We start from the raw sequence: 25,754 nt of genomic DNA, 5'->3' as shown, positions 1-25,754 counted from the left end.
CGGGAGGGTCTCTTGATGCAATCGGTTCGCCTGCGCCTGCTGATCCTGGCGCTTGCCCCCCTGATCCTGCTGATGCCGCTGCTCCTGCTGCTCGGCATGACCCGCTGGACAGCGGATTACGACAAGGTGCTGATCGCCAATGTCGAAAGCGACCTGCGGATTGCCGAGCAATATCTCAACCGGCTGATGACCGGCACCGGCGAAGAGCTGCACGGGCTGGCCGGCTCGGTCGAATTCGCCGAAGTGCTGGCCGAGGGCGATCCGGCGGCGTATTTCCGGCAAAAGCAGGCCGAACTGGGCCTCGATTTCCTGTATTACCTGCCGGCCGAGGCCGCCGGCGCGCAGGCCGACCGCTGGCCGGTGATCGCCGCCGGGCTCAGCCGCCCCGACACCCGGATCGATATCTTTCCCGCCGGGGCGCTGCCGGCGCCGCTGGCCGCACAGGCCCGCATCCCGCTGATCGAGACCGAGGCCGCGGTGCCCACCGACCGCGAGGTCGAGGATCGCGGCATGGTGGTGCATTCCGCCAGCCCGGTGCGCCTGCCCGGACATGACGGCGTGCTGGTGGGGGGCATCCTGTTGAACCGCAACCTGGATTTCATCGATTCGATCAACGCGCTGGTCTATCTCAACGCCGTCACCGGCGGCGAACGGCAGGGCACGGCGACACTGTTCCTTGATGACGTGCGGGTCAGCACCAACGTGCGGCTGTTCGAGGATGTGCGCGCGCTTGGCACCCGGGTCTCGGCGGCGGTGCGCGGCCAGGTTCTGGGCCAGGGCAAGACCTGGCTCGACCGCGCCTTCGTGGTCAACGACTGGTATATTTCGGCGTATATGCCGCTGACCGACAGTTTCGGCGACCGTGTGGGCATGCTCTATGTCGGCTTTCTCGAGGCGCCGTTCACCGCCGCCAAGCGGCAGGCCTTCCTGTGGATGCTGGCGGCGTTCTTTGCGGTTCTGGTGCTCTCGGCGCCGGTGTTTCTCTGGATGGCCGGCGGAATCTTTGCGCCGCTGGAGCGGATGACACAGACCATGGCCCGGGTCGGACGCGGCGACCTTTCGGCGCGGATCGGGCGGATGAAGCGGCGCGACGAGATTGCCGCCGTCGCCGGCCATCTCGACGATCTGCTCGACCAGGTGCAGGACCGCGACCGCAAGCTGCGCGCCTGGGCCGATGAGCTGAACACCCGCGTCGAGGAACGCACCGCCGAGCTGCGTGCGGCCAACGCCAAGCTGGAAGAAACCTACCGGCAGTTGGTGATGAGCGAAAAGCTGGCCTCGATCGGCGAGATCACCGCCGGCGTGGCGCATGAGATCAACAATCCGGTGGCGGTGATCCAGGGCAATCTCGACGTGATGCGCGAGGCCTTGCAGGAGCGCGCCGCCCCGGTCGCGACCGAGCTCAACCTGATCGACGCCCAGGTCGGGCGCATTCAGGCGATTGTCGGCAAGCTGCTGAAATTCGCCGCCCCCGGCGAGATCGAGGAAATGGGCGGCCAGGTCGATCTTGCCCCGGTGCTCGGCGATTGCCTGGTTCTGGTGGAGCATGTGATCGACAAGGCCGGTGTCCGTGTCGAAACCCGGCTGGACGACGTGCCGCCGGTGCGCATTGCCCCCGGCGAGATGCAGCAGGTGGTCGTCAACCTGATCATCAACGCGGTGCAGGCCATGGGCCAGGGCGGCCGGCTCGCGCTTCTCCTGACCGAAGCGCGCCGCAACGGCCGCCGCGGCACCGCGCTCAAGGTGCGCGACAGCGGCCCCGGGGTGCCCGACGCGATGCTGAGCGCGGTTTTCGATCCGTTTTTCACCACCAAACGGGGCGAGGGCACCGGCCTTGGCCTGTCGATCTCGCAGACGTTGATCCAGCGCGCCGGCGGGCTGATCTCGGTGCGCAACCGCAAGGCCGGCGGCGCCGAGTTTACCGTCTGGCTGCCGGCGGCCGAAGAGGAGATGGCGGCGGAATGACAAAATTGCCCATGGGCAATTTCCCCGTCACGCGCAGGCCTTCGCGGCGATAATCGACATATTTTCAATGCCTTGCGCCTGCAACGTCAAGCCCGCGCGCCAGGCGCGCAGCCCCGAGGCGCAGCACAGGACCAGCCGTTGCCCGGGGGCGGGGGTCAGCCCGGGAACCTCTTCCATGGGCAGCCGCAGCGCCTCTGGCGTGATCGGGCAGGGGGCTTCGGCGGCGTCGCGCAGCTCGATCACCAGATCGTCCGGGCGCAGCATCGCGGGCGCCAGAAAGGGCCAGGGGCGCGCCGGTTCGGGGCTGCCGAGGAAGGTGAAACCGCCAAAGCGCATCGTGGCCAGATCGACCGAGACCACCCGGCCCAGCGGCGCGCCGGTGCCGAGCAGAAGCTGCAAGGCCAGCTGCGCCTGCAAGCTGCCGATCATGCCGACCGCCGGGCCGAGGACGCCGGCGGTGGCGCAGGTGGCGCCCGAGGTTGGCAGATCGGGAAAAACCGCGCGCAGCGACGGCGCGCCACCGCAGAATCCACCGGCATAACCCGACTGGCCCAGCGCGCTGGCCGAGATCAGCGGCGTGCCGGCGGCGAGGCAGGCGTCGGACAAGATGTAAGACACCGCGAAACTGTCGGCGGCATCGATCACCAGATCGGCCGCCTGCACCAGACCGGGGGCAAGGCCGGGCCCCAGCGGCGCCACATGGGCGCGCAGCCGTACCTCGGGGTTGAAGCCGCGCAAGGCTTCGGCGGCGGCCTCCGCCTTGGGGCGGCCAAGGTCCGCCATGCGGTAGAGCGGCTGGCGGTGCAGGTTGCTTTCCTCGACATGGTCGGGATCAAAGAGCGTGATCCGCCCGACACCGGCACCGGCGAGATATTGCAGCACCGGACAGCCCAGCCCGCCGGCGCCGATCACAACGACATGCGCCTGGCGCAGCCGCTCCTGGCCGGCGGCGCCGACCTCGGGCAGGATCTCCTGGCGGGCATAGCGGCTCATTGGCAGACCTTCAGCCAGTCGCGCACCCGCGCCTCGGGGTCTTCGGCCTGCTGCACATCGGTCACCACCGCGAGGCTGTCGGCGCCGGCCGCCAGAACCCCGGGCGCGCGCTCGGGCGTCAGCCCGCCGATGGCCACCAGCGGCACCTGGCCGGTACGGCGTTTCCAGGCGGTCACCCGGTCAAGGCCCTGCGGCGCCCATTTCATCTTTTTCAGCAATGTCGGATAGACCGGGCCAAGCGCCACATAGGCCGGATCGAGCGAGAGGGCACGCTCCAGTTCCGCGTCGTCATGGGTCGACAGGCCAAAGCGCACCCCGGCGCGGCGCAGGGCGGCGAAATCGGCGGTCTCCATGTCCTCCTGCCCGAGATGCACGAAGGAACAGTTCAGATCGAGCGCCGCCTGCCAGAAATCGTTGACCACCAGCTGCGCGCCCTGCACGGCACAGATATCGCGGGCGCGGGCGATCTGGCGCCGCACCTCGGCCTCGGGCTGGTCCTTGATGCGCAGCTGCACCAGCTTCACCCCCTGCGGCACCAAGAGTTCCAGCCGGGCGACATGGCCCACGATCAGATAGAACCGCTGCATCACGCCAGCTCCGCCAGGCCGAGCACCGGGGTCGAGGGCACCGCCAGGTCGCGGCGGTCCATCGGGTCGGCGTCAAAGCCCGCGCGCCCGGCCTCGACGGCCAGCGCCATGGCGCGTGCCATCCCGGCGGGGTCGCCGGCCTGGGCCACGGCGGTGTTCAGGAGCACCGCATCCATGCCCAGCTCCATCGCCTGCGCCGCGTCGGAGGGCCGGCCGATGCCGGCGTCGACGACCAGCGGAACACCGGGGAAATGCGCCCGCATGGCGCGCAGGGCATCGGGATTGCGCAGCCCCTGGCCCGAGCCGATCGGCGCGCCCCAGGGCATCAGCAGCTCGCAGCCGGCATCAAGCAGCCGTTCGCCGACCACCAGATCATCGGTGGTATAGGGAAACACCTTGAACCCCTCCGAGGTGAGGATCCGCGCTGCCTCGACCAGGGCAAAGACATCCGGTTGCAGGGTATCGGCATGGCCGATCACCTCGAGCTTGAGCCAGTCGGTGGCAAAGACCTCGCGCGCCATATGGGCGGTGGTCACCGCTTCCTTGACGGTGTGGCAGCCGGCGGTGTTGGGCAGGATGCGGGCACCGGTCTCGCGCAGGGTGCGCCAAAAGCCCTCGCCGGCGCCATCGGCAGTTTCGCGACGCAGCGAGACGGTGACAAGGCCGGTGCCGCTGGCGCGGATCACGTCCTGCAACACGGCGGGCGAGGGGTATTGCGCGGTGCCGAGCAGCAGCCGCGAGGCGATTGTCTCTCCGTAGATCCGCATTTCAGCCTCCCTGCATCGGGGCCAGCACTTCCAGCCGGTCGCCGTGTTGCAAGGCGGTCGCGGCGCGGCTGTCGCGCGGCACGAAATCGCCGTTCAGCGCGGTGGCGACGGCGGGGCTGTCAAAGCCCAGCTCGGCCAGCGCCTCGGACAGGGTGAGGCCCGAGACCTCACGCGGTTCTGCGTTCACCAGTATCTTCATGTCCAGTCTCCGGGATCAGTGTGTCGGCCAGCCGTTGCGCCATGGCGGGGGCCAGCAGGAAGCCGTGGCGATAAAGGCCGTTGAGGTGCCAGATGCCCTCCTGACAGGTCAGGCGCGGCAGGTTGTCGGGGAAAGCCGGGCGCAGCCCGGCGCCGCTGCGGATCACCGCCGCCTCGGCGAAGCCGGGATGCAGGGCAAAGGCGGCGGAAAACAGCTCTGTCAGCGCGCGCAGGGTGGCGGGCCGGTCCGACGAGCTCTCGACCATGGTGGCGCCGATCATATAGGTGCCGCCGCCGCGCGGCACGAGATAGAGCGGGATGCGCGGGTGCAACAGCCGCAGGGTGCGGGTGATCGACACCTCGGGGCAATGCAGCACCGCCATCTCGCCGCGCACCGGGCGCAGATCGGGCAGGGGGGCCGCCATGCCGGTGCAATCGATGTCGATCCGCCGGGGGGCGTCGGTGCCATGGCGGATCTCGCCGCCATGGGCCGCGATCCCCCGCGCCAGATCTTGCAGCGCCCGGGAAGGGTCGAGATGCGCCTCCTGCGCGAAATGCAGCCCCTGCGAGAAGCGCCCGGCAAGGTCGGGCTCGAGCGCGGTGATCGCCGCGTCATCCACCGGCCGATGCGCCTCGGTCCGCCGGGCGAACCGCGAGATCTCGGCCCGGTCGCGCGGCGGTGCCAGCACCAGCGTGCCGCGCCGCGTCACCTCTGTCACCTGCGCCCACCAATCGGCGGCGCCCCGGCCCAGGGTCACCACCTCGGGCTCGGCCGTGGCGGCCTCGCACCAGGGCGCCAGCATGCCGCCGGCAAAGCGCGCCACGCTGGCGGTGCCGAGGGTGGGCGCGCGCTCATAGAGCACCACCCGCGCCCCCCGGCGCGCCAGCTCATAGCCGCAGACGAGGCCCGCGAGCCCCGCCCCGGCAATGCGGAGCGTGGTCATTCCGCCGGTTCCGCCTTTTTCGCGGGCACATACAGCTCGCCGCCCTCGCGGAACTTGGCGGCCATCGCTTCCATGCCCTCTTTCTGCGCTTCGGCGCGGATGTCGTGGCTGATCCGCATCGAGCAGAACTTGGGCCCGCACATCGAGCAGAAATGCGCCACCTTGTGCGCCTCTTTCGGCAGGGTCTGGTCGTGGAAATCCCGCGCGGTCTCCGGGTCGAGCGCCAGGTTGAACTGGTCTTCCCAGCGGAACTCGAAGCGGGCGCGCGACAGCGCATCGTCACGCCGCTGCGCGCCGGGCATGCCCTTGGCCAGATCGGCGGCATGGGCGGCGATCTTGTAGGTGATCACCCCGGTTTTCACGTCGTCGCGGTCGGGCAGGCCAAGGTGTTCCTTGGGCGTGACATAACAGAGCATGGCGCAGCCGAACCAGCCGATCATCGCGGCACCAATGCCGCTGGTGATGTGGTCATAGCCCGGCGCGATATCCGTGGTGAGCGGCCCGAGGGTATAGAACGGCGCCTCGTGGCAGCACTCGAGCTGCTTGTCCATGTTCTCCTTGATCTTGTGCATGGCGACGTGGCCGGGGCCTTCGATCATCACCTGGCAGTCCTTGGCCCAGGCGATCTTGGTCAGCTCGCCCAGGGTCTCCAGCTCGGCAAACTGCGCCTCGTCATTGGCATCTGCGATCGAGCCGGGGCGCAGACCGTCGCCCAGCGAAAAGCTGACGTCGTACTGGCGGCAGATGTCGCAGATCTCGTCGAAATGCTCGTAGAGGAAGCTCTCCTTGTGGTGGTGCAGGCACCATTTCGCCATGATCGAGCCCCCGCGCGAGACGATGCCGGTGACGCGTTTGGCGGTCATCGGGACCATGTGCAGCCGCACGCCGGCGTGGATGGTGAAGTAATCGACGCCCTGTTCGGCCTGTTCGATCAGCGTGTCGCGGAACACCTCCCAGGTCAGGTCTTCGGCGATGCCGTTGACCTTTTCCAGCGCCTGATAGATCGGCACCGTGCCGATCGGGACCGGGCTGTTGCGGATGATCCATTCGCGGGTGTTGTGGATGTTGCGGCCGGTCGAGAGGTCCATCACCGTGTCGGCGCCCCAGCGGATCGACCAGACCAGCTTGTCGACTTCCTCTTCCATCGAGGAGGTCACGGCCGAGGTGCCCATGTTGGCGTTGATCTTGACCAGGAAGTTGCGGCCGATGATCATCGGTTCGCTTTCCGGGTGGTTGATGTTGACCGGGATGATGGCGCGGCCGGCGGCGATCTCGTCCCGCACGAATTCGGGCGTCACGTGGTCGGGCAGGTTGGCGCCCCAATCCTCGCCGTCGCGCTCTCCCACCGCCTCGCGCAGCTGGTTCTCGCGGATGGCGACGAATTCCATCTCGGGCGTGACGATGCCGGCGCGGGCATAGGCCAGCTGGGTGACGGCGCCCTTGCCGCGCAGCGGGCGCGGGCGCACCGGGAACTCCGGCGTCAGCCGGTCACCCTGCACAAAGCCGTTGTCTTCGGGCTTGACCTCGCGGCCGTCGTATTCCTCGACATCGCCGCGCGCCTCGATCCAGGCGCGGCGCAGCGGCGCCAGGCCCTTGGCAATGTCGATCTGCGCGTCGGGGTCGGTATAGGGGCCGGAGCTGTCATAGACCGGCAGCGGCGGCTCGCCGGCCGTGGGATGCACCGAGATCTCGCGCATCGGCACGCGGATCTCGGGGTGCAGCACGCCCGGCACGTGGATCTTGCGCGATGCGGGCAGGGGGCCGGTGGTGATGGTGGGGTTTGGCACGTTCATTGTGGCGCTCCTCAAGCTCAAGTCTCAAAAAGACACCAGATGATCCGGGAGAGGAGGCGGCGGCGCGGGGCCGACTTGTCAGGGAGCCGGGGGAACCCCCCATGATGCGCCCTCAGCTTCCTACGCCAGTGTCAACTGGGTCAGGTTCAAAGGGTCGCGTCACCGGGCCAAAGCCCTGTCTGCCTCTCAGTCCCCTCGGCGGGACTCCCCTGCGTGGGTTGACGTATAGGCATGCCGGCGCCGCCGTGCAACCCATTCCTTGGCCTGTGTCGTCCGGTGCGGTGCCGCGCGCTCTCGAAAGCCTTGGGGCGGCTAACCTTTTGCGCCCTGCGCTCGACATCCGGGTCGCCGAAATCTCGCCGGGAAACCGCTACTGCTTCTTTGGTAATCAACTTTAGGAGTGAGTGACGTGTTTGTGACAAGGCGACTGCTACCCCTCGTTCTCTTGGCCTGCCCGACCCCGATGCTGGCGGATGCGCTGTTCAGCGCCGCAGGCGCCAGCCGGATGGAGATCTTGCAGGCACAATCGGCGGTGATCGACCGACGTGTCGGCGTGACGTCGACCCGCAGCGATGTGGCGCCCGCGCCGCCGCCGGTGGGCGCCTCGGCGGTGATTGCCACCGCCGGCAGCCTGCAACTGGCCCGGATCAAGGTCAGGCCGCGAGGCAAACATGTCGGGGCCTATCTGGACGAGGCCAAGCGCCAGGCTTCGGCCTTTCGCATTCCCGAAGAGCTCTTTCTGGCGCTGATCCAGCAGGAATCGGGCTGGAACAGCAAGGCGCGGTCGCATGTCGGCGCCATCGGGCTGACGCAGCTGATGCCGGGCACGGCGCGCGAGCTGAAGGTCAATCCGCATGATCCGGTGCAGAACCTGCGCGGCGGGGCCAAGTACCTGCGCGCGCAATATGACCGCTTCGGCGACTGGCGGCTGGCGCTGGCGGCTTATAATGCCGGGCCGGGGGCGGTGCGCAAATACGGTGGCGTGCCGCCGTTCCGCGAGACCCGCAACTACGTCAAACGCATCCTCGGTCAGTGACCGGGGGCAGGGCTCAGACCCGCGCCGTGTTGAGCGCCCGGCGCGTCGCCTCCCAAGTTTGCGGGAGACCGGCCGCCATGTCGAGGGCGGCCGTTTTGTCATCGGCCTTGCAGCGCGCCTCGATCGCCTGAAGTTCGCGGTGCAGCGCCACTGCACCAAAGACCCCGCAAGAGCCGGCAAGACGATGGGCGTCGGATTGCAGCGCCGGCAGGTCGCCGGCGGCGGCGGCGGCATCGATCTGGCGCAACACGTCTTCGGCTTCGGTCGCAAAGCTGTCGAGCTTGGCGTCGAACCGCTCCTGGCCCAGCAGCGCGGCGATGTCTTCGAGGCTGTCGAGATCGATCAGCATGGCGTTTGTCATGTCGGTTTCCTCCGGGGCATGGGGTTGGGCCGTCACCTGGCCGTGTTCCTGGTCGCGCGCGACCTCGTGCAGCACCTTGCGCAGCGCGTCGGGCCGGATCGGCTTGAGCACGCAGCCCGCCATCCCGGCGGCGAGAAACTCCTTGACCTCGTTCGGCATGGCGTGGGCGGTGACGGCATAGATCGGCGAATTCTTGGACAGCCCGCGCGAGGCGCGGATTTCCTGAGTGGCCTTGATGCCGTTCATGTTCGGCATGCTGACATCCATCAGGATCAGGTCGAAATGCGTGCGGCTGGCCACATGGACGCCTTCGAAGCCGTCGCTGGCATGCGAGACCTTGTGACCCTCGCGCAGCAGCATCGCCTCGAGCACCTCGGCATTGATCGGGTTGTCCTCGACCACCAGCACATCGAGCGGGGCGATCTCGGCGGTGTCGCGGGCGGGGCCGGAGGCGGCGGCGGGCCGGTCCTCGTCCTCGGCGCGGGGCAGGGTGAGGGTGACATGAAAGGTGGTGCCTTCGTCGTGCACGCTCTCGCAGGTCACCTCGCCCTGCATCTGCTGCACCAGGCGGCGGACAATGCCCAGCCCGAGGCCGGTGCCGGTGGCCGTCCGCTCGTACGGGGAATCGATGGTGACGAAATCCTCGAAGATCCGCGCCTGATCCTCCTCGGAGATGCCGATGCCGGTGTCGGCCACCGCGATGGCAAGCTCGACCTCGTCATTGCCGGCCGCGCGGGTGGCGGTGCGGATCGTCACCTTGCCGCTGGGGGTGAATTTGACGGCATTGCTCAGCAGGTTCATCACCACCTGTTGCAGCGCCCGCGACTGGCCCAGGACACAGGCGTCGGGGCCGCTGTGCTCGGTCACCACGGTGGTGTTCTGCTGCCCGGCCACCGGCCGCATGCTGTCGGCCACGGCGTCGACCAGTGCGACCGGACGGAAGGGCGCGAGCGGGGCGGTCCTTTCGCCGGAATCGAGCCGTTCGATCAGCAGCACGTCGTTGATATGGCCCAGCAACACCTGGCTGGAGGATTCGGCAATCGTGACATAGCGTTTCTGCTTGTCGGTCAAAGGATCGTCGGTCATCAGGTCGAGCGCCGACATGATGCCGTTGAGCGGGGTGCGCATCTCGTGGCTCATCACCGCGAAGAAATGCGATTTCTCGCGGAAGGCGGTGAGCGCGTCGTCGCGGGCCTGCTGCAACTCGGCCTTGGCGCGCTTTTCCTCGGTGATGTCGCGGATATAAGAGACAAAGGCCGGCCCGGTCTCGCCCGCGGTTTCCGAGATCGACACTTCGATCGGAAATTCGTGGCCGTCGCGGTGCATGGCGATCAGCTCGAGCCGGCCCTGATCGACGATGTTGGAGGTGTCGGAGGAGGTGTAGCGCACAAATCCCTCGGCATGGGCCTCGCGGAAGGCCGGCGGCACGATGGTTTCGGACAGCTTGCGGCCGATGATCTCGTCCTTGCGAAAGCCGAAGATCTTTTCCGCCGAGCCGTTGAAATCGGTGATCAGCCCCTGATCATCGATCACCACGATGGCGTCGAGCGAGGCGCGCAGCGTCGATTCCCGCATCCGCCCGGCGCGGGAGATCGCGGCCGCGCGGCGCGACAGTTCGAGCCGCTGCCAGGTCATCGTCGCCAGGGTCAGGATCAGCGCGCCGAACACCCCGAGAGCAACCAGCGCCAGGCGGCGCAACAGCTCGACGATCTCGGTCCGCTGCTGGTCCGACAGGCTGGCCATGACCTGGACCGCCCCCAGCGCGAACAGCCGCGGGGTCGCGACGAGCTCCTCGATCCAGCTATCGATCTGCGGCAGCGCATCGATCAGAACGGCATCGGAGGAATCGATCAGCGGCACCGTCATCATCAGGAAATGCTCGAGGTCGTGCCGATGCGTCCGCAGCTCGGGGTTGTCCGCGAGGTTCAGCGTCTGGGTCGAGCCTTCGAGCGTCTTCACCCGGCTGTAGAAGATGTCGAATTGCTTGCGCAGCTCGTCGAGCGTGGCGGGATCTTCGATGGCGGCGTCAAGCGCCGTGCGCAGCTTGAGGAAATCCACCTCGAGCTGCGCGGTATTCCACTGGATATTGTCGCGCGGCACCTGCCTGAGCTCGCGGATCTTGCCGCCAAGCTCGACCGCGATCAGCCCGGCGGTGGCCAGGCCGCCCAGGACAATGACCAGCACCACAAGGCGAAGCCTGCGAAATCGCAGGCTGTTGTCGTGCGAAATATTTGCGCCGATCGCCATGCGGTCCGCCCTTTTGTCTTAACTTCTGAATTACTTGACGTTGAGCCGGTCAAGCTGCCAGATGCTCCGGCTGTAGATCGTTTCGGACCGGTAGTCGGCGTTCTGATCATAGGGATAGATCAGCCAGATCGGGCCCTTGTCGCGGCGGGACATATAGGCGCCATCGCTCTTGTAGGCCAGGATCGGCCCGCCTTCGACCGCGTCGCTGATCGGGATTTCGACCGAATAATCGTTGATCGCGGTGGCATCGATCATTGTACCGGTGGCCTCCAGGCTGTCGAGAAAGGTCTTCAGCTCGACACCGGTATAGGTCTGTTCGCCGGCGGTCCAGATCGTCGAGGTGGTGAATTCGGTGGCCGGCAGCGCCTCGAGCATCTCGAGATCGAACTCCGCCTTGTCCATCGCATTGGTGACATGCACGTTGCCGGTGACCGTCAGGATGACCTCGCCCTCCGGTGCCTTCAACGTTTCGGACAGGGCGGTGGTGGCAAAAAAGGCCAGTGTCAGCAAAAGCATCGCGGCCATGGTCGAAGGGGGCCTGAGGGTCAAGGTCATCGCGGGGTCCTTACTCTTTAAAGTGCAGGGTTTGTACGAGCCATATTAATCCGTCCTGATCGCATACTGCATTGGCGTATTAGGATGCTCGTTATAACCTTTGGTATAGTCGCCGAGTGTCAGTGGTATTGGTGTCGCACATTAGGGTTGATCGACCGTAAGCGCCGCCGCTAGAGCATACATACGGATTGTAGAATGCGTTCACTCTAAGGCAGAACTATTCCATAGACTTGCGCGGAATGAGCGAAATGGGTAACAAGTGGCCGAAGGGTCGCCGAGATAGGAACAAGACAGAATGCATGTTCTGATAGCAGACGATCATGAATTGGTGCGCGACACCATTGCGGCCTTCCTCGAAGGTGATGGCATCCAGGTACACACCGCCGACGACCTGGGCGGGGCGCTGTCGCTGATCCGGCAGAAAGGACCGTTCGATCTGGTCCTGCTGGATTTCGACATGCCCGGAATGAACGGGCTCGACGGCCTGTCCGAAACCATCGAGGTCAATGGCCGCAACCCGGTGGGCATTCTCTCCGGCACCGCCTCGCGCACCGTCGCCGAAGAGGCGCTCGAGGCCGGGGCGGCGGGGTTCCTGCCCAAGACCATGGCGGCGCGGTCGCTGCGCAACGCGGTGCGCTTCATGGCCGCCGGCGAGACCTTTGCCCCGGTGAGCTTCATGGCGCAGAAGGAAGACGATCCGGCGCATGCCTTCGACGAATTGCTGACCGACCGGGAAAAGCAGGTGTTTATCGGGCTGACCAAGGCGCAGTCGAACAAGGCCATCGCCCGCGATCTCGATCTTCAGGAGGTCACGGTCAAGCTGCACGTCAAGACCCTCAGCCGCAAGCTGAACGCCCGCAACCGGACCCATGCGGCGCTGATCGCCAAGGAAGCCGGCTTCGTCTGATCCCACCCCGCGCGCGCCGGGCTCAAACCGAGCCGGAGAACATCCCAGACCGCATCTCCTTGCAGAAAGAAGCCGCCTTCGGGCGGCTTCTTTCGTCTTGGCGGGCCTCTCCGGCGGTATAGGCGGCGTGCCCTTTGCTGGCGGCGCTGATCCTTCGCGGCGTCGCTCCGATACGGTCGCCCGACCGATTCGCCCTTTGCCGACAAGAGCTTGACCGCCGCCTCTGATAGCGAATCCCCAGCAGCCGCCGGCCCGGAGCCTGCGCTTTGACCGGATTTCCCGGGCCGAGGCGCCCGCCGGGCGGCAAAACCGCCTATCCCTTCGGACAGGGCGACCCGCCCATGGTGCAGAGCCTGCCGTCCAACCGGACGCGCGGCGCGCTTTGGCAGTGCGGGATCCGCCAACCGGTGCCCTCTCCTATCCGGTCTCGGGGATGTGAGCAGCAGGCCATTCACGCGAAAAAGTCGCTGTAGTTCGCCTCATCTCCGAGGTGGGCCGATCAACCCGACAAGCGATGCCGGCCCGCCGGCCCGCCTGACAGCAGGAGACTTTAACTATGTGCCTCGTAACGACCATCACCCGCGCAGGTCTGGGAGTGGCGATGCTCGCCACATCGGCCCTGGCCCTTCAGGCCGAGGAGCTGCGCGCCAATTTCGAACTGTTCATCGTCGAAAGCGATGAGGCCGGCCTCGAGCAGCTCGTCGAGCGCGAGAGCGTCAAGCCCGGCGAGACCATCCATTTCGCGATCCAGCACGAGAACCTCAGCGATGACGCCATGGCCGACCTGGTCATCGTCGGTCCGGTGCCCGAGGGCGTGACCCTGAAGCTGGGCACCGAGCAGAGCTCGCATGACGCCACCTTCGAGATCCAGGCCGAAATGGACCCCGAGCTGCCCGGCCTCGAATGGTCGACCCTGCCGGCGCTGCGCAAGATCATTGAAGACGACGGAACCGTGCGCATGGAACCGGTTCCCGAAGACATCGTCGAAGCCGTCCGCTGGACGCTCGGCACCTCGCTCGCCGCCGGCGACGAGGCCCTGAACTCCTACCGGGTGGTCGTCAACTGATCCCTCCGGTCCTCGTCCCCGGGGGTGGAGCCCCGTCAACTCAATATGTTCAATGGTGAATACAAGTGAATACTCAAGCGCACTTCAAACGCGGCTGTAGTGCTGTCGCTCTCATGTCGGTTTTCGGGGCCGCAGCCTATGCTGCCGCACCAGAGGCCGGTTCGGTCATCGGCAACCAGGCGGTTGCCACCTATACCAACAGCTCCGGCGATACCATCACGGTCACGTCGAACAAGGTCGAGACCGTCGTCCAGCAGGTCGCCGGCCTGACGATGATCTCCGACAATTCGGAAGCCATCGCCCCGGGCGGCAAGGCCTTTCTGCCGCACATCGTGACCAACGACGGCAACGGCCCCGACAGCTTCGCGCTGACCGCGACCGAGCAGGACTCGGGCGCCCTGGACACCACCCTGGTGTTCTACCCGGATGCCAACATGGACGGTGTCGCCGACAGCGCCACGCCGATCACCAGCACCCCGGTGCTGGCGCCCGGTGAGCAATACGGCTTTATCATCGAGGCCTCGGCCTCCTCGACCCAGACCGGCACCGACAACATTGACGTCCTCGCCGTTTCGGCGCTCGACAACACCGTCACCGACGCCAATGTCGACACGCTGACCATCTCGAACGGCGCGATTGTCGAAGTCGTCAAGTCGATGACCGTCGATCCCGCCTCGGGCACCGGCAACAACGCGATTGTCGACTCCGGCGATGAAGTCACCATCACGCTGACCTATTCGTCGACCGGCCTGGTCTCGGCCAACAACTACGTGGTCCGCGACATCCTCGACGGCCGCCTGAACTATGTGGCGAACTCGGCCACCTGGTCGGATGCGACCGGGCCCCTGGGCGAAGCCAACGCGGCCAATGCCACCGACCAGACCAACGGCGGCGGCCAGACCATCGCCTGGTCCTACGACAACGCCCAGACCTTGCAGTTCATCCTGTCCGAAGTGCCCTCGGGCCGCTCCGGCAGCGTGACCTTCAAGGCCACCATCGCCGACGGTGCCCCGGCCGGCATCATCCCCAACACCGCCACCCAGACCGTCGACGGCGCGGCCTTCCCGGACTCGAACACCGCCTCGGTGACCGTGGACGAGCAGTTCAGCCTGGAAATCGACGACACCAAGATCAACCTGGACGGCACCCGTGACGGCACCGTCGCCTCGGCCACCGACACCGACGCCGCCGCCAATGACGTGGTGACCGACAATGCCGATGTCTATCAGGGCGCGACGATCCCGTTCGAATTCGTGATCTCGAATACCTCGAACGTGACCGACAGCTACACGCTTGACGTCAACAACGTCGACTTCCCGGCCGGCACCACCTTCCGCATGGTCGCGGAAGACGGCGCGACGCCGATCGTCGGCACCGTCGGCCCGCTGGTTTCGGGTGACGCGGTCAAGGTGACCCTGCTGGCGACCCTGCCGACCGATGTGACCCCGGTTCCGACCACCGAGTACACCGCCAATGTGGTGGCGACCTCGGAAAACAGCGGCACCTTCGACAGCTCGACCGCGGAATACACCGGTGCGGTTCTGGCCTCGGCCATCGACCTCGAGAACAAGGTCGCGGGATCCGAAGGTGACGGCGCGGCGCCGACCAATGGCGGCCTGCCCTGGGTGACCCAGACCACCGATCCCGGTGTGGCGGTGTCCTTCCCGATGAATGTCGAAAACGGCGGCACCACCTCGGACAGCTTCAACCTGGAACTGGCGCAGGCCATTCCGGCGGGCTGGACCGTGGAGTTCCAGACGCTTGACGGAACCGTTGTCTCCAACACCGGCACCATCCCGGCGGGCGGCAGCAAGGACTTCAACGTCGTCATCACGCCGACCGAAGGCTATCCGCCGAGCGACAACCCGATCGACATCCTGGTGTCGTCGGCCGTCACCGGCCAATCCGACCGCATCGTCAACCAGCTGACCATCAACAAGGTTGTCGACGTGGCCATCGAGGCCGATCAGGAAGCCCAGGCAGCCCCCGGCGGCATCGTCGACATGGTGCACACCGTGACCAACAACTCGAACGTCGCGATCACCGAAGGTGCGATCTCCCAGAGCGGTCTGACCGACTTCTCCGGCGCGATCTACTGGGACGCCAACCAGAACGGCGTGATCGATGCGACCGAGGTCATCGTCGACAACTTCGACGACCTGGTTGACGGTGTTGCAGCGGGCACCAACGGGCTTGCCGCAGGCGACCAGATCTCGCTGATCTACCGGGTGCAGACCCCGTCGAGCGCCACCCCCGGCCTGTCCGAAATCGGCACCATCGCCCTGGCGAACACGCTGAACGCGGGCGCCGATACCGATGTCGACACTGCCGACAACGCGGTGAACGACAAGGTGGTGATCGTCTCGGGTGACGTGACGCTGACCAAGATGCAGTACATCGATCCGCTCTGCACCGGTGCGCCTGGCACCTTCACCAAGAACCGTCTCGACGTCGAGCCGGGCCAGTGCATCCGCTACCAGATCGAAGCCGAGAACACCGGCACGACCAATGCAGGAAACGTGCGTATCCGCGACGTGGCCCCGGCCTACTCGACGATCCACACCTGCGGCGGCGCCTGCACCTACTCGGTCTATCCGGCCGAGCCCGCATCCTCGGTGACCATCACCGGCACCACTGCGGACAGCTTCCACAACACGGTTCTGCCCGGTGACTTTGCCCGGCTCGAGTTCACCGTGAAGGTCTCCGAGTAACGACCCCCGGTCCACCCGGCCCAGCCCTCCCCGGGGCCGGGTGGACCCCCCTCCTTTCCCTTCAGAGTTCGGGTTGTGTTTCATGTGGTTCTCAAGAATAGACTGGTTCAAGCTTTTCGCGCCGCTCCTGCTCGCCTTCATCATGGCAGCCACCTGCGGCGCGGCGGTCGCCTTTGCCCAGACCGCCGGCAGCCAGACCGCCAGCGCCGGGCTGATCATCCGCAACACCGCCACCGCGAGCTATTTCAACGCCCGCCTCGGCCTGGTCGAAACCGTCCGTTCCAACACCGTCGCCGCCACGGTTGTCGCCGTTCCGGCCTTCGAGCTCTCGGGCCGAAGCGACCTGATCCTGGCGCGCGGCGCCACCTCGTTTCATCAGTATGACGTGACCAACGTGGGCAACGTGGTGCTCGAGATGGATTTCGACGTCGCCGACAGCGGCACCACCGGGGTGATCACCGACCGCAGCCTGTTCATCGACGTCAACGGCAACGGCATCGTCGACAGCGCCGACCGCGAGATTGCCATGGGCGAGACCGTGACGCTGGGCGTCGACGAGACCCTCGCGCTGATCTATGTCTTTGACGTGGCCCATGACGCCACCCCCGGCGATACCCTGATGTCCGAGCTGATGGCCAGTGGCAAATCCGCCAACGGCGCCGTCGCCGCCGCCAGCCACGGCCAGGCGATGGGCAGCGTCGAGATCGTCGATGCCGCCTTGCAGCTGGAAAAGACCTTCAGCCACATGCAGACCGCCGAAGGCACGCAGATCACCTATCGCCTGCGGCTCTACAACAATTCGCAAAGCCCGGTTGCCGCCTATGACAGCGTCAACGGCGCGCCGATCATGATCGACGGCACGGCCGCCACCGGCGTGGTGGTGCGCGATGCGATCCCGCTCAACACCGAGTTCGTCTCGGCCGGCAGCACCATGTCGCTGGTCACGCTCTACCATCTGCAAGGTACGCCGGAGCAACAATATGTCTCGTCCCGGCCGGCCGATCCGGCCACCGTCGACGCGGTGGCGTTCTTTCACCGCGGGGCCTATCCGGTGGGCCAGTTCCGCGAGGTGCATTTCACCGTGCTGCGCCCGCTCGCGCTGAGCGCCGGCGAAGTGCTCAACATCGCCGAGACCTTTGTCGAAGGCGCCTCGCGCATGCATCAGGTGCCCTCGAACCGGGTGCGCCTGGCCGGGGCGGCCGAGGCCAGCATCACGCTCGATTTCGTCGATCCGCAGACCGACGAGCGCGTCGATTTCACCGATCCCGGCACCGATACCGCGCTGCGCGTGGTGTCCGGCGCCTGCAACATCAGCCGCGAGATCGACCGGGTCGAGATCGAGGTGCGCAGCACCATCACCGGCGATGTGGAATATGTCACCGCCACCGAAACCGGCCCCAACACCGGTATTTTCGACACCGCCGCGCTGCCGATCGCCGAGATGCTGACTCCGGTGGCGGGCGATGGCGTGATGGCCTCGGTGCAGGGTGACCTGCTGTCGGGCCTGGTGGTCTGCGCCGGGATTTCCGCCGCCGACGACCTGATGATCACCCCCGGCCTGATGGTGTTCGACAGCGTCACCAACGCCGCTGTCGCCGGCGCGGTGATCGAGCTGACCGATGCCTCGGGCACCGTTGTCGCCACCTCGACCTCGGGGCCCGACGGTTTTGCCGCGATGGGCCAGGCCGTGCCCGGCGATTACAGCCTGATGGTGCGCCCGCCCGCCGAATACAGCTTTCCCTCGGTGCGCGATGCCTTTGGCGGCTATGGCCGGAAGGTGATGCCGCGGGCCTCCTTCGGTCAGGTCTGGACCCATGGCGGCGGCATGATGGCGCGGATGGACATCCCGCTTGATCCGTTTTACGGCGTGCCGCTGGCGCTGGAGAAATCCGCCAACAAGACCAAGGTGCAATCGGGCGAATTCGTGCTCTACACCCTGACCGCCACCAACAACATGAACCAGGCGCTGATCGGGGCGCGGATCTCGGACCGGCTGCCGCGCAATGCGGTGATGGTCGGCGACTCGGCCCGGCTGGCCGGCGAAAAGATCGACGATCCGCAGGCCGATGGCGCCGGCGCGGTGGTCTTCGAGCTTGGCGATCTGGCGCCGCTGGAGAGCGTGACGCTGGAATATGTGCTGCGCTTCACCCCCACCACCAAGAGCGGCGACCGGATCAACGAGGCGGTGCTGTTCGGCGATCAGGCCGGCACCGGCCAGCGCCGGCTGTCGAACATCGCCCGCGCCAAGGTGCGGCTGAACGCCGAGGGCGGGGTGTTTTCGCGCGAAGGCACGATCCTCGGCTCGGTCTTTCTCGACTGCAACGAAAACGGCATCATGGACGGTGACGCCGAGATCGGTGTGCCCGGCGTGCGTCTTGTCACCCAGCAGGGGCTGGCGGTGGTTACCGACCGCGATGGAAAATATTCGCTGTTCGGGCTGAAACCGATCAGCCATGTGCTGGCGCTGCAATCCTCGACCCTGCCGCTTTCGGCGAAACCGCGGGTGTCGCGGACCGCCGACATGCTGCAAGCCGGCTCGCGGCTGGTGGCGCTCAAGCGGGGCGAGCTACGGGCCGAGAATTTCCCGCTCGAAGGCTGTACCCCGGCCGCCTTTGCCGAGGTGCAGCGCCGTGCCGAGGCGATGCAGGACCGCGACGACGGCGAGGCCAAGCTGCTCTCGGATCTGCCGATCGACGGCGGCAACCCGGACAGCCGTTCGGCGCGCTCCGAGGCCGGACTTGCGACCACCACCCAGGTCTATGGCAGCCAGACACCGCTGACCGGTGCCGCGGACCTGCCGGCCGATCAGACCGAGGCCGCCAATCAGCCCGGCACGCTGGAAGAGATCATCAAGCAGCTCGATCAGGGCTTTGGCTTTCTCGGGCTTGCCGATGGCGACCGGGTCAGCCGCCGCAGCCTCAAGCTGCGGGTGAAGGGCCCGGCGGATCTGACCCTGCGGCTCGAGGTCAATGGCAAGGAGGTCGGCGGCGACCGGGTGGGGGAACATGCGGTCTGGGAAGGCGGCAACCTTCAGGCCAAGGAATATATCGCCCTGCGGCTCAATCCCGGCGCCAACAAGATCCGGCTGAGCGGCACCGATCCCTTTGGCATCGCCCGCAAATCCGCCGAGATCACCATCACCGCCCCCGGCGATCCGGCGCGGATCGAGATCGTCGCCCCGGCCGAGGCCCAGGCCGCCCCCGGCAGCGCGATCCCGGTGCTGGTGCGCATTCTCGACGCGCGCGGCAACCCGGCGCAGGCCGCCGCCGTGGTGACGCTGATGGCGCGCAACGCCGAATGGGACGTGACCGACATCCGCGACGATCAGCCCGGGGTGCAGGTCTATCTCGACAATGGCGAGGCGACCTATGATCTGCTGGCGCCGCAGAACGCCGGCCCCGAGACCATCGGCGTGCAAAGCGGCTTTGGCGACGCCAGCACCCGCATCCTGTTCAAGCCCGACCTGGCCGATCGCATTCTGGTCGGCCTGATCGAAGGCGCGGTCGGTCTGCGGGACGGGGCGCTGCACGTCGAGGACACCGCGCTCAGCCCCTTTGAGGACAGCGTTTCGGGCCTGCGCGGCGAGGTCTATCTCAAGGGCCGGATCCGTGGCGACGCGCTGCTGACCCTGCGCTACAGCTCGGATCGCGACACCGAGGACCGGCTGTTCCGCGACATTCGCGCCGATGAATATTACCCGGTCTACGGCGACAATTCCGAACGCGGGTTCGACGCGCAATCCTCGACCAACCTCTTCGTCAAGGTCGAGAAGGGCGCCTCTTACATCCTCTATGGCGATATCGCCATCGAACCCGAGGATCCGGCCTTCAAGCTGGGCGGCTACCGCGATGTGACCACCGGCGTGAAGGCGCATTGGGAAGGCGAGACCGCCCGGGTGACCGTCTTTGCCGCGCGCACGGCGCAGAAAAGCCGCACCGTCGAGCTTCGCGGCCGCGGCATCTCGGGGCCCTATGACATCGACCTGCGCGATTTCCGCGAGGGCTCGGACCTGGTGGAGCTGCTGGTGCGCGACGAAGACACCGGCGAGATCCTGTCGACCACGCGGCTGCGGCGGCTGATCGACTACACGCTGGATTATTTCCGCAACACGATCATCTTTGACACCCCGCTGCGGCAGGCCGACGAGGAGGGCAACCCGATCTCGGTGCGGGTGACCTATCAGATCGAAGGCGAGGGCGACGAGACCTATTGGCTGTACGGTGCCGAAGCCGGGATCGACCTCTCCGAGCGCAGCCGCGCCGGGGTGCGGGTGGTGCGGTCTGACGGGCGCGAGGGCAGCGACGAGCGCTTTGCCATCGATGCCGGTTTTGTCGAACACCAGCTGAGCCGCAACGCCAGCGTCACCGCCGAGATCGCCCGGTCCGAGAATGGACAGGGCGCGCAGGGCACGGCGGCGCGGATCGCCTACGAATACGCCACCGACGAGAGCCGATTCCAGATCGAGGCCTCGACCGCGAGCGAGGATTTCGCCCCGCCCGGTGCGCCGGTGCGCCCCGGCACGACCCAGGCCAAGCTGTCGTATGAGACCAAGCTGACCGAGACCGCGGCGCTGACCGCCAGCGCGGAATACGTGCAGGACCGGATTGCCGGGACCGAACGCGCCAATGCCGAGCTGGGGGTGCGCCGCAAGATCAGCGAGACCACCCGCCGGACCGACGCGCTGCGCCTGTCGCGCGATCTGCAAGCCGATGCCGACGAGGGCACCGAGCTGCTCTGGGTGCAGAACGCCGAATGGCGGCCCGAGAGCACGCCGGGCGTGAAACTCTCCTTCGATCTCGAATTGCCGCTCGTCGGGGTCGAGCAGGGCACGCTGCGGATCGGTGGCGATTACGAGCTGCGCGACGGGCTGCGGATCTTTGGCCAGGCCGAACTGTCCTTCGGGCCGCTGGGCGACGCGCTGACCGATGCGCAGATCGGCGCCGAATACCGCATGACCGAATGGCTGACCGGCCGGTCCGAGATGACCTCGGCCGTCGATCAGGGCACCCGGGTCGTGCAGGGCCTCGATGGCAAATGGGAGCTGAGCGAACGGGTCTCGCTGCGCGCCGGGCTGGAGCACAGCTTTGACCTGGGCGCGGCCGACAGCGGCCTGACCAGCCTGGCGCTTGGGGCCAAGTGGACCTCGGAAGATGGCCGGTGGATCGGCGAGGCCGCGTTTGACCAGACCGTCGAGTCGGCCGGCTATACCGCGTTTACCGATCTTGGCCTGGCCGGGCAGGTCTCGCCCGATCTGACCTTGCTGGCGCGCAGCCGCTACGCCTTTGACGGCCGCGACGGCGCCGACAAGCACCGGCACCGGCTGCGCACCGGCATGTCCTATCGGCCGAAAAACGAGGCGCGGGCCAATGTGCTGGCCTGGTACGAGAACCGACTCGAGGTGAACACCATCCGCAGCGTCGATCATCTCTGGTCGGTCGCCGGCACCTGGGACGCCAACCCGCGGCTGCGGCTGAACGGCAAATACGCCGGCCAGTACAGCGCCCAGGGCTTCGAGAACGGCGCCGATGCGACCGGGCTGATGCAGCTGGTGCAGGCCGGGGTGACCGGCGAGGTGATCGCCAACCGGCTCGAGGCCTCGGTCAATGCCTACCACATGTGGGACAACAGCGGCTTTTCCAGCCAGGCGCTGGGGGTCGAGGCGGGGCTGGTGGTGGATGAGGGGGTGATGGTATCGCTGGGGTATACCCACGCCCGCGAAACCCTGCCTTATGACAGCGCCATCTTCGAGGACGGGTTTTACCTCAAGCTGCGGCTGAAGCTGGACGACAGCCTGTGGGACCAGCTCGACCGGTTTCTCGGCGGCTGACGGCCCCGGCGATCGCAAGGCCATGCGCCCCCGCAGCGATGCGGGGGCGTTTTTGCGAGAGGGCGTCGGAGCCCGGGTCTCGGCCGCTTTGAATACATTGATCGAGCATTTGTCGCGATGTTGCCGGTGTTTGGCGGAATATGCATCCGTTCTTGAAATACGGATACGTTCATGCTACGAATATGTCATATGGGAGGGTATCCGCGTTTTTTGGATACAAAGCACGCATCAGCAGGGCTGCGGCGTTCGCGCCGGCGTGGCGGATCAGAAACAAGGGGAGGAGGCCGGCATGAGCACCATGGACCGGATTGTAGAGACCGGGATCTTTGTGGATGGCGCGGCGCGCCCGGCATCGAACGGGGCGACCTATGACCTGTTCAACCCGGCGCGGCCGGCAGAGCTGGTGGGCCATGCGGCGGCGGCCACGGCCAGGGATGTCGAGGCCGCTGTCGGCGCGGCGCATGCGGCCTTTCCGGCCTGGGCCGATCTGGGCTTTGCCGAACGCGCGCGCCTGTTGCGCGAGGTGGCCGGGGCGCTGACGGCGGATGAGGCAGATGTGCAGTTCCGCTCGCGGCTCTTTACCCGCGAACACGGCAAGATCGCCCGCGAGACCCTGTTGGAGATGTCGCGGCTGGGGGATCGCTTCATGCAGGCCGCCGCCTATGGCGAGCGCATGGCGATTGACGAAAAGATGGGCCCGGCCGAGGCCGGCCCGGCGTTCGACACCATCATCACCCGCCAGCCGCGCGGGGTGGCGGCGCTGATCGTGCCGTGGAACTGGCCGCTGTCGATCCTCGGCGCCAAGCTGCCGCAGGCGCTGGTGACCGGCAATACCGTGGTGGTCAAGCCGGCGGAAAACTCGGCGCTGGCGCCGATGCTGACCTTGCAGATCATCGCGAAACTGCTGCCGCCCGGCGTGGTCAACGTGCTCACCGGATCGAGCCGCGAGATCGGCGATGTGCTGACCGGCCATCCGTTGGTGCGCAAGGTGAACTTCACCGGCTCGGTGCCGGTGGGCAAACACGTGATGAAGGTCGCGGCCGAGAACCTGACGCCGGTGACGCTGGAGCTGGGCGGCAATGACGCGGCGCTGATGCTGGAAGACATCGAGTTGAACGACGCGGTGTTCGACAAGATGTACTGGGCCGCCTTCGCATCTTCGGGCCAGATCTGCATGGCGCTGAAGCGGATGTATGTGCATGAGAGCCGCTATGACGAGGTGGTCGATGGCTTTACCGCCGCCTGCGAGCGGGCGGTGGTGGGCGACGGGCTCTTGCCCGAGACGACCATGGGGCCGGTCAACAATGCCAGACAGCTGAAGGTGGTGACCGACATGATCGCCGAGGCCCGCGCCAGCGGGGCGGAGCTGCGCGAATGCGGGCAGGTGCCGGACCCGGCGCTTTATGACGGTGGCGGCTATTTCCAGAAGCCGGTGCTGGTCTATGATGCCGATCCCGGCCTGTCGATCGTGCGCGAGGAACAATTCGGCCCCTGCCTGCCGATCATGAAGTTCCGCAACGACGACGAGGCCGTTGCGCTGGCCAATGACAGCGAATTCGGCCTCTGTTCGTCGGTCTGGACGCCGGATGCCGAGCGCGCGCTGCGCGTCGCGCGTAGGCTGGAGGCGGGCTATACCTATCTGAACGGCCATGGGCCGATGGCGCAGGACGGGCGCGGGCCGTTTGGTGGCGTGAAGAACTCGGGCATCGGGCGCAATCTGGGCTATGACGGCGTGCTGGCCTTTACCGAGGCGCATTCGATTTCCGGGCCCGGGGGCTTTCTTCTGTGAGCGCCGCGCGCCAAGACACCCCGCCGGCGTTCTGGGCCATCGCCACCGAGCGCAGCGTCGTGATCCGGGCCGCGCGCATCGCGCTGGTGGTGGGGGTGGTGCTGGCGCTCATCAACCATGGCCACCGGCTGATCGCCGGCGCGACAGACGGCGCCGCGCTGGCCCGGATCGGGCTGACCTTTCTCGTGCCCTATTGCGTATCGACCTATTCCTCGGTGCTGGCGGTGCGCGACAGGATGCAGCGGGTCTGACGGGAACCAAGGGAACATCGATATGAAAGATCTCAAGAACTCCATGTCGGGCGGCGAGCTCTTGCTGCGCAGCCTGAAGGCGCAGGGCATGGATCATTTCCTTGCCAATGCAGGCAGCGATTTCGCCCCGATCGTCGAAGCCTATGCGCGGGTGGGCAGCGGCTCGCCCGATCTGCCGGAACCGGTGATCGTGCCGCATGAATCGGCGCTGGTGGGCATGGCGCATGGCTATTGGCTGGCGACCGGGCGGCCGCAGGCGGCGATGGTGCACGTCAATGTCGGGCTGGCCAATGCGGCGATGGCGATGATCAATGCCCGCGCCGACGATGTGCCAGTGCTGCTGATGTCGGGCCGCACGCCGCTGACCGAACACGACCGCCCCGGCGCCCGGCGCACGCCGATCCAGTACGGGCAGGAGCAATTCGATCAGGCGTCGCTGGTGCGCGACGTGGTGAAGTGGCATTTCGAGCTGCGCTACCCGGAAACGGTTCCGGCGCTGCTGTCGCGCGCGCTGGCCGTCGCCAAGAGCGCGCCGGAAGGGCCGGTGTACCTCAGCCTGCCGCGCGAGCCGCTGACCGAGCTGACCGGCGCCGATGTCGCGGCCGATCCGCTTCAGGCGCCGTCGCGGGCCGGGGCGGCGGCGGAGGAGGACATTGCCACCGCCGCCGGCTGGCTGGCGGCGGCGGAAAATCCGCTGATCATCTGCCAGCGCGGCGATCCCGGCGGTAGGGTGGCGGCGGTGCTGGAGCATCTGGCCGAGGCGCATGACCTGCCGGTGGCCGAGGTCTTTGCCACGCGCAAGGTGTTTCGCGGCACCCATCCGATGGCGGTCGGGCCGGACCTGTCGCAGCGGCTGCCGGAGGCGGATGTGGTGCTGGTGGTCGATGCGCCGGTGGCCTGGATCGAACATCACAACCGCCCCCGCGCCTCGGCCAAGGTGATCCATGTCGGGCCGGACCCGCTGCATGCGCGGATGCCGATGCGGTCGTATCGCACCACGCTGGGGCTGGCGGGCGATACTGCCGCCACGCTGGCGGCGCTGGATGCGGCGCTCGAGACCGTGCCGGCCAGGGCGCGGGACAGCGCGGCCATCGCGGCGGACCACGCGGCCTATCTGGCCCGCGTGGCCGGGGCGGCCCGGGCCGGATCGACCGGCACCGCCAGCAAGGCGTACGTGGCCGCATGTGTCTCCGGCATTCTGGGCGAAACCGGGGTTGTGGTGTCGGAGCGGGGCGCGCCGGCGCCGTTTTATCCCGAGCTTGGCGCCAACCGGTTCTTTGGCAACACGCCCGCCGGCGGGCTGGGCTGGGGCGGCCCGGCGGCCTTGGGCGTGCAGCTTGCGGATCGCGACCGGCTGGTGGTCTGCGTGGTGGGCGACGGGTCGCATCTCTTTGCCAATCCGGTGGTCTGCCACCAGGTCGCCAAGGCCAATGCGCTGCCGGTGCTGACCGTGGTGCTGAACAATTCCGGCTGGGACGCGGTGCGGCTGTCGGCGCTGGAGGTCTATCCCGAGGGTGTGACCTCGGGTGCGGCGCAGGTGCCTTTGACGGAATTCGGGGCGAACCCGGACCATGCGCAGGTGGCCGAGGCCTGCGGGCTCTGGGCGCGCCGGGTGGACCGGGCCGAGGATCTGCCGGCCGTGCTGCAAGAGGCGGTGACGGTCATCCGCGACCAGCGTCTGCCGGTGCTCCTGGATGTGGCGGTGCGGCCGGAGTGAGGCGAGCGGCCGGCGCCGAATTGACCGGCACCGGCCCCGC

General features: G+C 67.1%; 17 protein-coding genes. 9 read left to right on the top strand and 8 right to left on the bottom strand.

The genetic code is table 11. The features are described from left to right. Nucleotides 1-15 precede the first annotated feature (15 nt). Nucleotides 16-1,965: a sensor histidine kinase gene (locus BMW90_RS18765; RefSeq protein WP_048535639.1), complete on the top strand. Its 1,950-nt coding sequence runs from the start codon at nt 16-18 to the stop codon at nt 1,963-1,965. Nucleotides 1,966-1,992: 27 nt separating this feature from the next. Here the strand turns inward: BMW90_RS18765 and BMW90_RS18760 are convergent, their stop codons facing one another. Genes BMW90_RS18760 through thiC form a run of 6 tightly spaced genes read right to left on the bottom strand, consistent with a single transcriptional unit; the run spans nt 1,993 to nt 7,247 of the window. Continuing rightward, complete coding sequence (locus BMW90_RS18760; protein ID WP_074837983.1) at nt 1,993-2,958, bottom strand: HesA/MoeB/ThiF family protein; 966 nt, start codon at nt 2,956-2,958, stop codon at nt 1,993-1,995. After that, nucleotides 2,955-3,545, bottom strand: a complete 591-nt coding sequence (locus BMW90_RS18755) for a thiamine phosphate synthase (RefSeq protein WP_074837981.1) — start codon at nt 3,543-3,545, stop codon at nt 2,955-2,957. Before BMW90_RS18755 ends, BMW90_RS18760 begins: the two co-directional genes overlap by 4 nt. Further along, on the bottom strand, nt 3,545-4,312 hold the full coding sequence (locus BMW90_RS18750) for a thiazole synthase (protein WP_074837979.1): 768 nt from the start codon (nt 4,310-4,312) through the stop codon (nt 3,545-3,547). Before BMW90_RS18750 ends, BMW90_RS18755 begins: the two co-directional genes overlap by 1 nt. Nucleotide 4,313: 1 nt before the next feature. Then, a complete protein-coding gene (gene thiS, locus BMW90_RS18745; RefSeq protein WP_048535645.1) occupies nt 4,314-4,511 on the bottom strand; it encodes a sulfur carrier protein ThiS in 198 nt (65 codons plus the stop codon). After that, nucleotides 4,480-5,454, bottom strand: coding sequence for an FAD-dependent oxidoreductase (locus tag BMW90_RS18740; protein WP_074837977.1), 975 nt, complete (start codon nt 5,452-5,454; stop codon nt 4,480-4,482). Before BMW90_RS18740 ends, thiS begins: the two co-directional genes overlap by 32 nt. Then, nucleotides 5,451-7,247, bottom strand: coding sequence for a phosphomethylpyrimidine synthase ThiC (gene thiC, locus BMW90_RS18735; RefSeq protein ID WP_048535648.1), 1,797 nt, complete (start codon nt 7,245-7,247; stop codon nt 5,451-5,453). Before thiC ends, BMW90_RS18740 begins: the two co-directional genes overlap by 4 nt. A gap of 409 nt (nt 7,248-7,656) precedes the next feature. Between thiC and BMW90_RS18730 the strand changes: the two genes are divergently transcribed. Then, nucleotides 7,657-8,283: a lytic transglycosylase domain-containing protein gene (locus tag BMW90_RS18730; RefSeq protein ID WP_244526548.1), complete on the top strand. Its 627-nt coding sequence runs from the start codon at nt 7,657-7,659 to the stop codon at nt 8,281-8,283. A 13-nt stretch (nt 8,284-8,296) separates the two neighbouring features. On the opposite strand, the gene BMW90_RS18725 is transcribed toward BMW90_RS18730, so the two are convergent. Beyond that, complete coding sequence (locus BMW90_RS18725) at nt 8,297-10,891, bottom strand: hybrid sensor histidine kinase/response regulator (RefSeq protein ID WP_074837974.1); 2,595 nt, start codon at nt 10,889-10,891, stop codon at nt 8,297-8,299. 30 nt (nt 10,892-10,921) lie between these two features. Then, a complete protein-coding gene (locus tag BMW90_RS18720; protein WP_244526547.1) occupies nt 10,922-11,446 on the bottom strand; it encodes a putative pterin-binding protein in 525 nt (174 codons plus the stop codon). A gap of 295 nt (nt 11,447-11,741) precedes the next feature. Here BMW90_RS18720 and BMW90_RS18715 point away from each other — a divergent pair, with 295 nt between their 5' ends. The 7 genes from BMW90_RS18715 to BMW90_RS18685 all read left to right on the top strand — a co-directional run bounded on the left by BMW90_RS18715 (nt 11,742) and on the right by BMW90_RS18685 (nt 25,714). Beyond that, nucleotides 11,742-12,353: a response regulator transcription factor gene (locus tag BMW90_RS18715; protein WP_074837973.1), complete on the top strand. Its 612-nt coding sequence runs from the start codon at nt 11,742-11,744 to the stop codon at nt 12,351-12,353. 556 nt (nt 12,354-12,909) lie between these two features. Further along, on the top strand, nt 12,910-13,419 hold the full coding sequence (locus tag BMW90_RS18710) for a hypothetical protein (protein WP_074837971.1): 510 nt from the start codon (nt 12,910-12,912) through the stop codon (nt 13,417-13,419). 113 nt (nt 13,420-13,532) lie between these two features. Beyond that, entirely contained in the window at nt 13,533-16,130 is a 2,598-nt protein-coding gene (locus BMW90_RS18705) for a hypothetical protein (RefSeq protein WP_048535655.1), read from the top strand. An 82-nt stretch (nt 16,131-16,212) separates the two neighbouring features. Next, the gene (locus BMW90_RS18700; protein WP_074837969.1) at nt 16,213-21,957 is read left to right on the top strand and encodes a DUF11 domain-containing protein; all 5,745 of its coding nucleotides are present in this window, start codon (nt 16,213-16,215) and stop codon (nt 21,955-21,957) included. A gap of 289 nt (nt 21,958-22,246) precedes the next feature. Continuing rightward, the gene (locus BMW90_RS18695) at nt 22,247-23,746 is read left to right on the top strand and encodes an aldehyde dehydrogenase family protein (RefSeq protein WP_074837967.1); all 1,500 of its coding nucleotides are present in this window, start codon (nt 22,247-22,249) and stop codon (nt 23,744-23,746) included. Continuing rightward, nucleotides 23,743-23,997: a nitrate/nitrite transporter NrtS gene (gene nrtS, locus BMW90_RS18690; protein WP_074837965.1), complete on the top strand. Its 255-nt coding sequence runs from the start codon at nt 23,743-23,745 to the stop codon at nt 23,995-23,997. Before BMW90_RS18695 ends, nrtS begins: the two co-directional genes overlap by 4 nt. Nucleotides 23,998-24,019: 22 nt before the next feature. Next, complete coding sequence (locus BMW90_RS18685) at nt 24,020-25,714, top strand: thiamine pyrophosphate-requiring protein (protein ID WP_074837963.1); 1,695 nt, start codon at nt 24,020-24,022, stop codon at nt 25,712-25,714. Nucleotides 25,715-25,754: the final 40 nt, after the last annotated feature.

The organism is Marinovum algicola (assembly GCF_900109145.1).
GTDB lineage: Bacteria > Pseudomonadota > Alphaproteobacteria > Rhodobacterales > Rhodobacteraceae > Marinovum > Marinovum algicola.
The sequence above is the reverse complement of the archived record's forward strand: the minus strand, read 5'-3'. Positions and strand labels throughout refer to the sequence as shown.

Coding starts and splice junctions, on each gene's coding strand:
- BMW90_RS18765 (WP_048535639.1), top strand. CDS start 16: ATGCAATCGGTTCGCCTGCGCCTGCTGATCCTGGCGCTTGCCCCCCTG.
- BMW90_RS18760 (WP_074837983.1), bottom strand. CDS start 2,958: ATGAGCCGCTATGCCCGCCAGGAGATCCTGCCCGAGGTCGGCGCCGCC.
- BMW90_RS18755 (WP_074837981.1), bottom strand. CDS start 3,545: ATGCAGCGGTTCTATCTGATCGTGGGCCATGTCGCCCGGCTGGAACTC.
- BMW90_RS18750 (WP_074837979.1), bottom strand. CDS start 4,312: ATGCGGATCTACGGAGAGACAATCGCCTCGCGGCTGCTGCTCGGCACC.
- thiS (WP_048535645.1), bottom strand. CDS start 4,511: ATGAAGATACTGGTGAACGCAGAACCGCGTGAGGTCTCGGGCCTCACC.
- BMW90_RS18740 (WP_074837977.1), bottom strand. CDS start 5,454: ATGACCACGCTCCGCATTGCCGGGGCGGGGCTCGCGGGCCTCGTCTGC.
- thiC (WP_048535648.1), bottom strand. CDS start 7,247: ATGAACGTGCCAAACCCCACCATCACCACCGGCCCCCTGCCCGCATCG.
- BMW90_RS18725 (WP_074837974.1), bottom strand. CDS start 10,891: ATGGCGATCGGCGCAAATATTTCGCACGACAACAGCCTGCGATTTCGC.
- BMW90_RS18720 (WP_244526547.1), bottom strand. CDS start 11,446: ATGACCTTGACCCTCAGGCCCCCTTCGACCATGGCCGCGATGCTTTTG.
- BMW90_RS18715 (WP_074837973.1), top strand. CDS start 11,742: ATGCATGTTCTGATAGCAGACGATCATGAATTGGTGCGCGACACCATT.
- BMW90_RS18710 (WP_074837971.1), top strand. CDS start 12,910: ATGTGCCTCGTAACGACCATCACCCGCGCAGGTCTGGGAGTGGCGATG.
- BMW90_RS18705 (WP_048535655.1), top strand. CDS start 13,533: ATGTCGGTTTTCGGGGCCGCAGCCTATGCTGCCGCACCAGAGGCCGGT.
- BMW90_RS18700 (WP_074837969.1), top strand. CDS start 16,213: ATGTGGTTCTCAAGAATAGACTGGTTCAAGCTTTTCGCGCCGCTCCTG.
- BMW90_RS18695 (WP_074837967.1), top strand. CDS start 22,247: ATGAGCACCATGGACCGGATTGTAGAGACCGGGATCTTTGTGGATGGC.
- BMW90_RS18685 (WP_074837963.1), top strand. CDS start 24,020: ATGAAAGATCTCAAGAACTCCATGTCGGGCGGCGAGCTCTTGCTGCGC.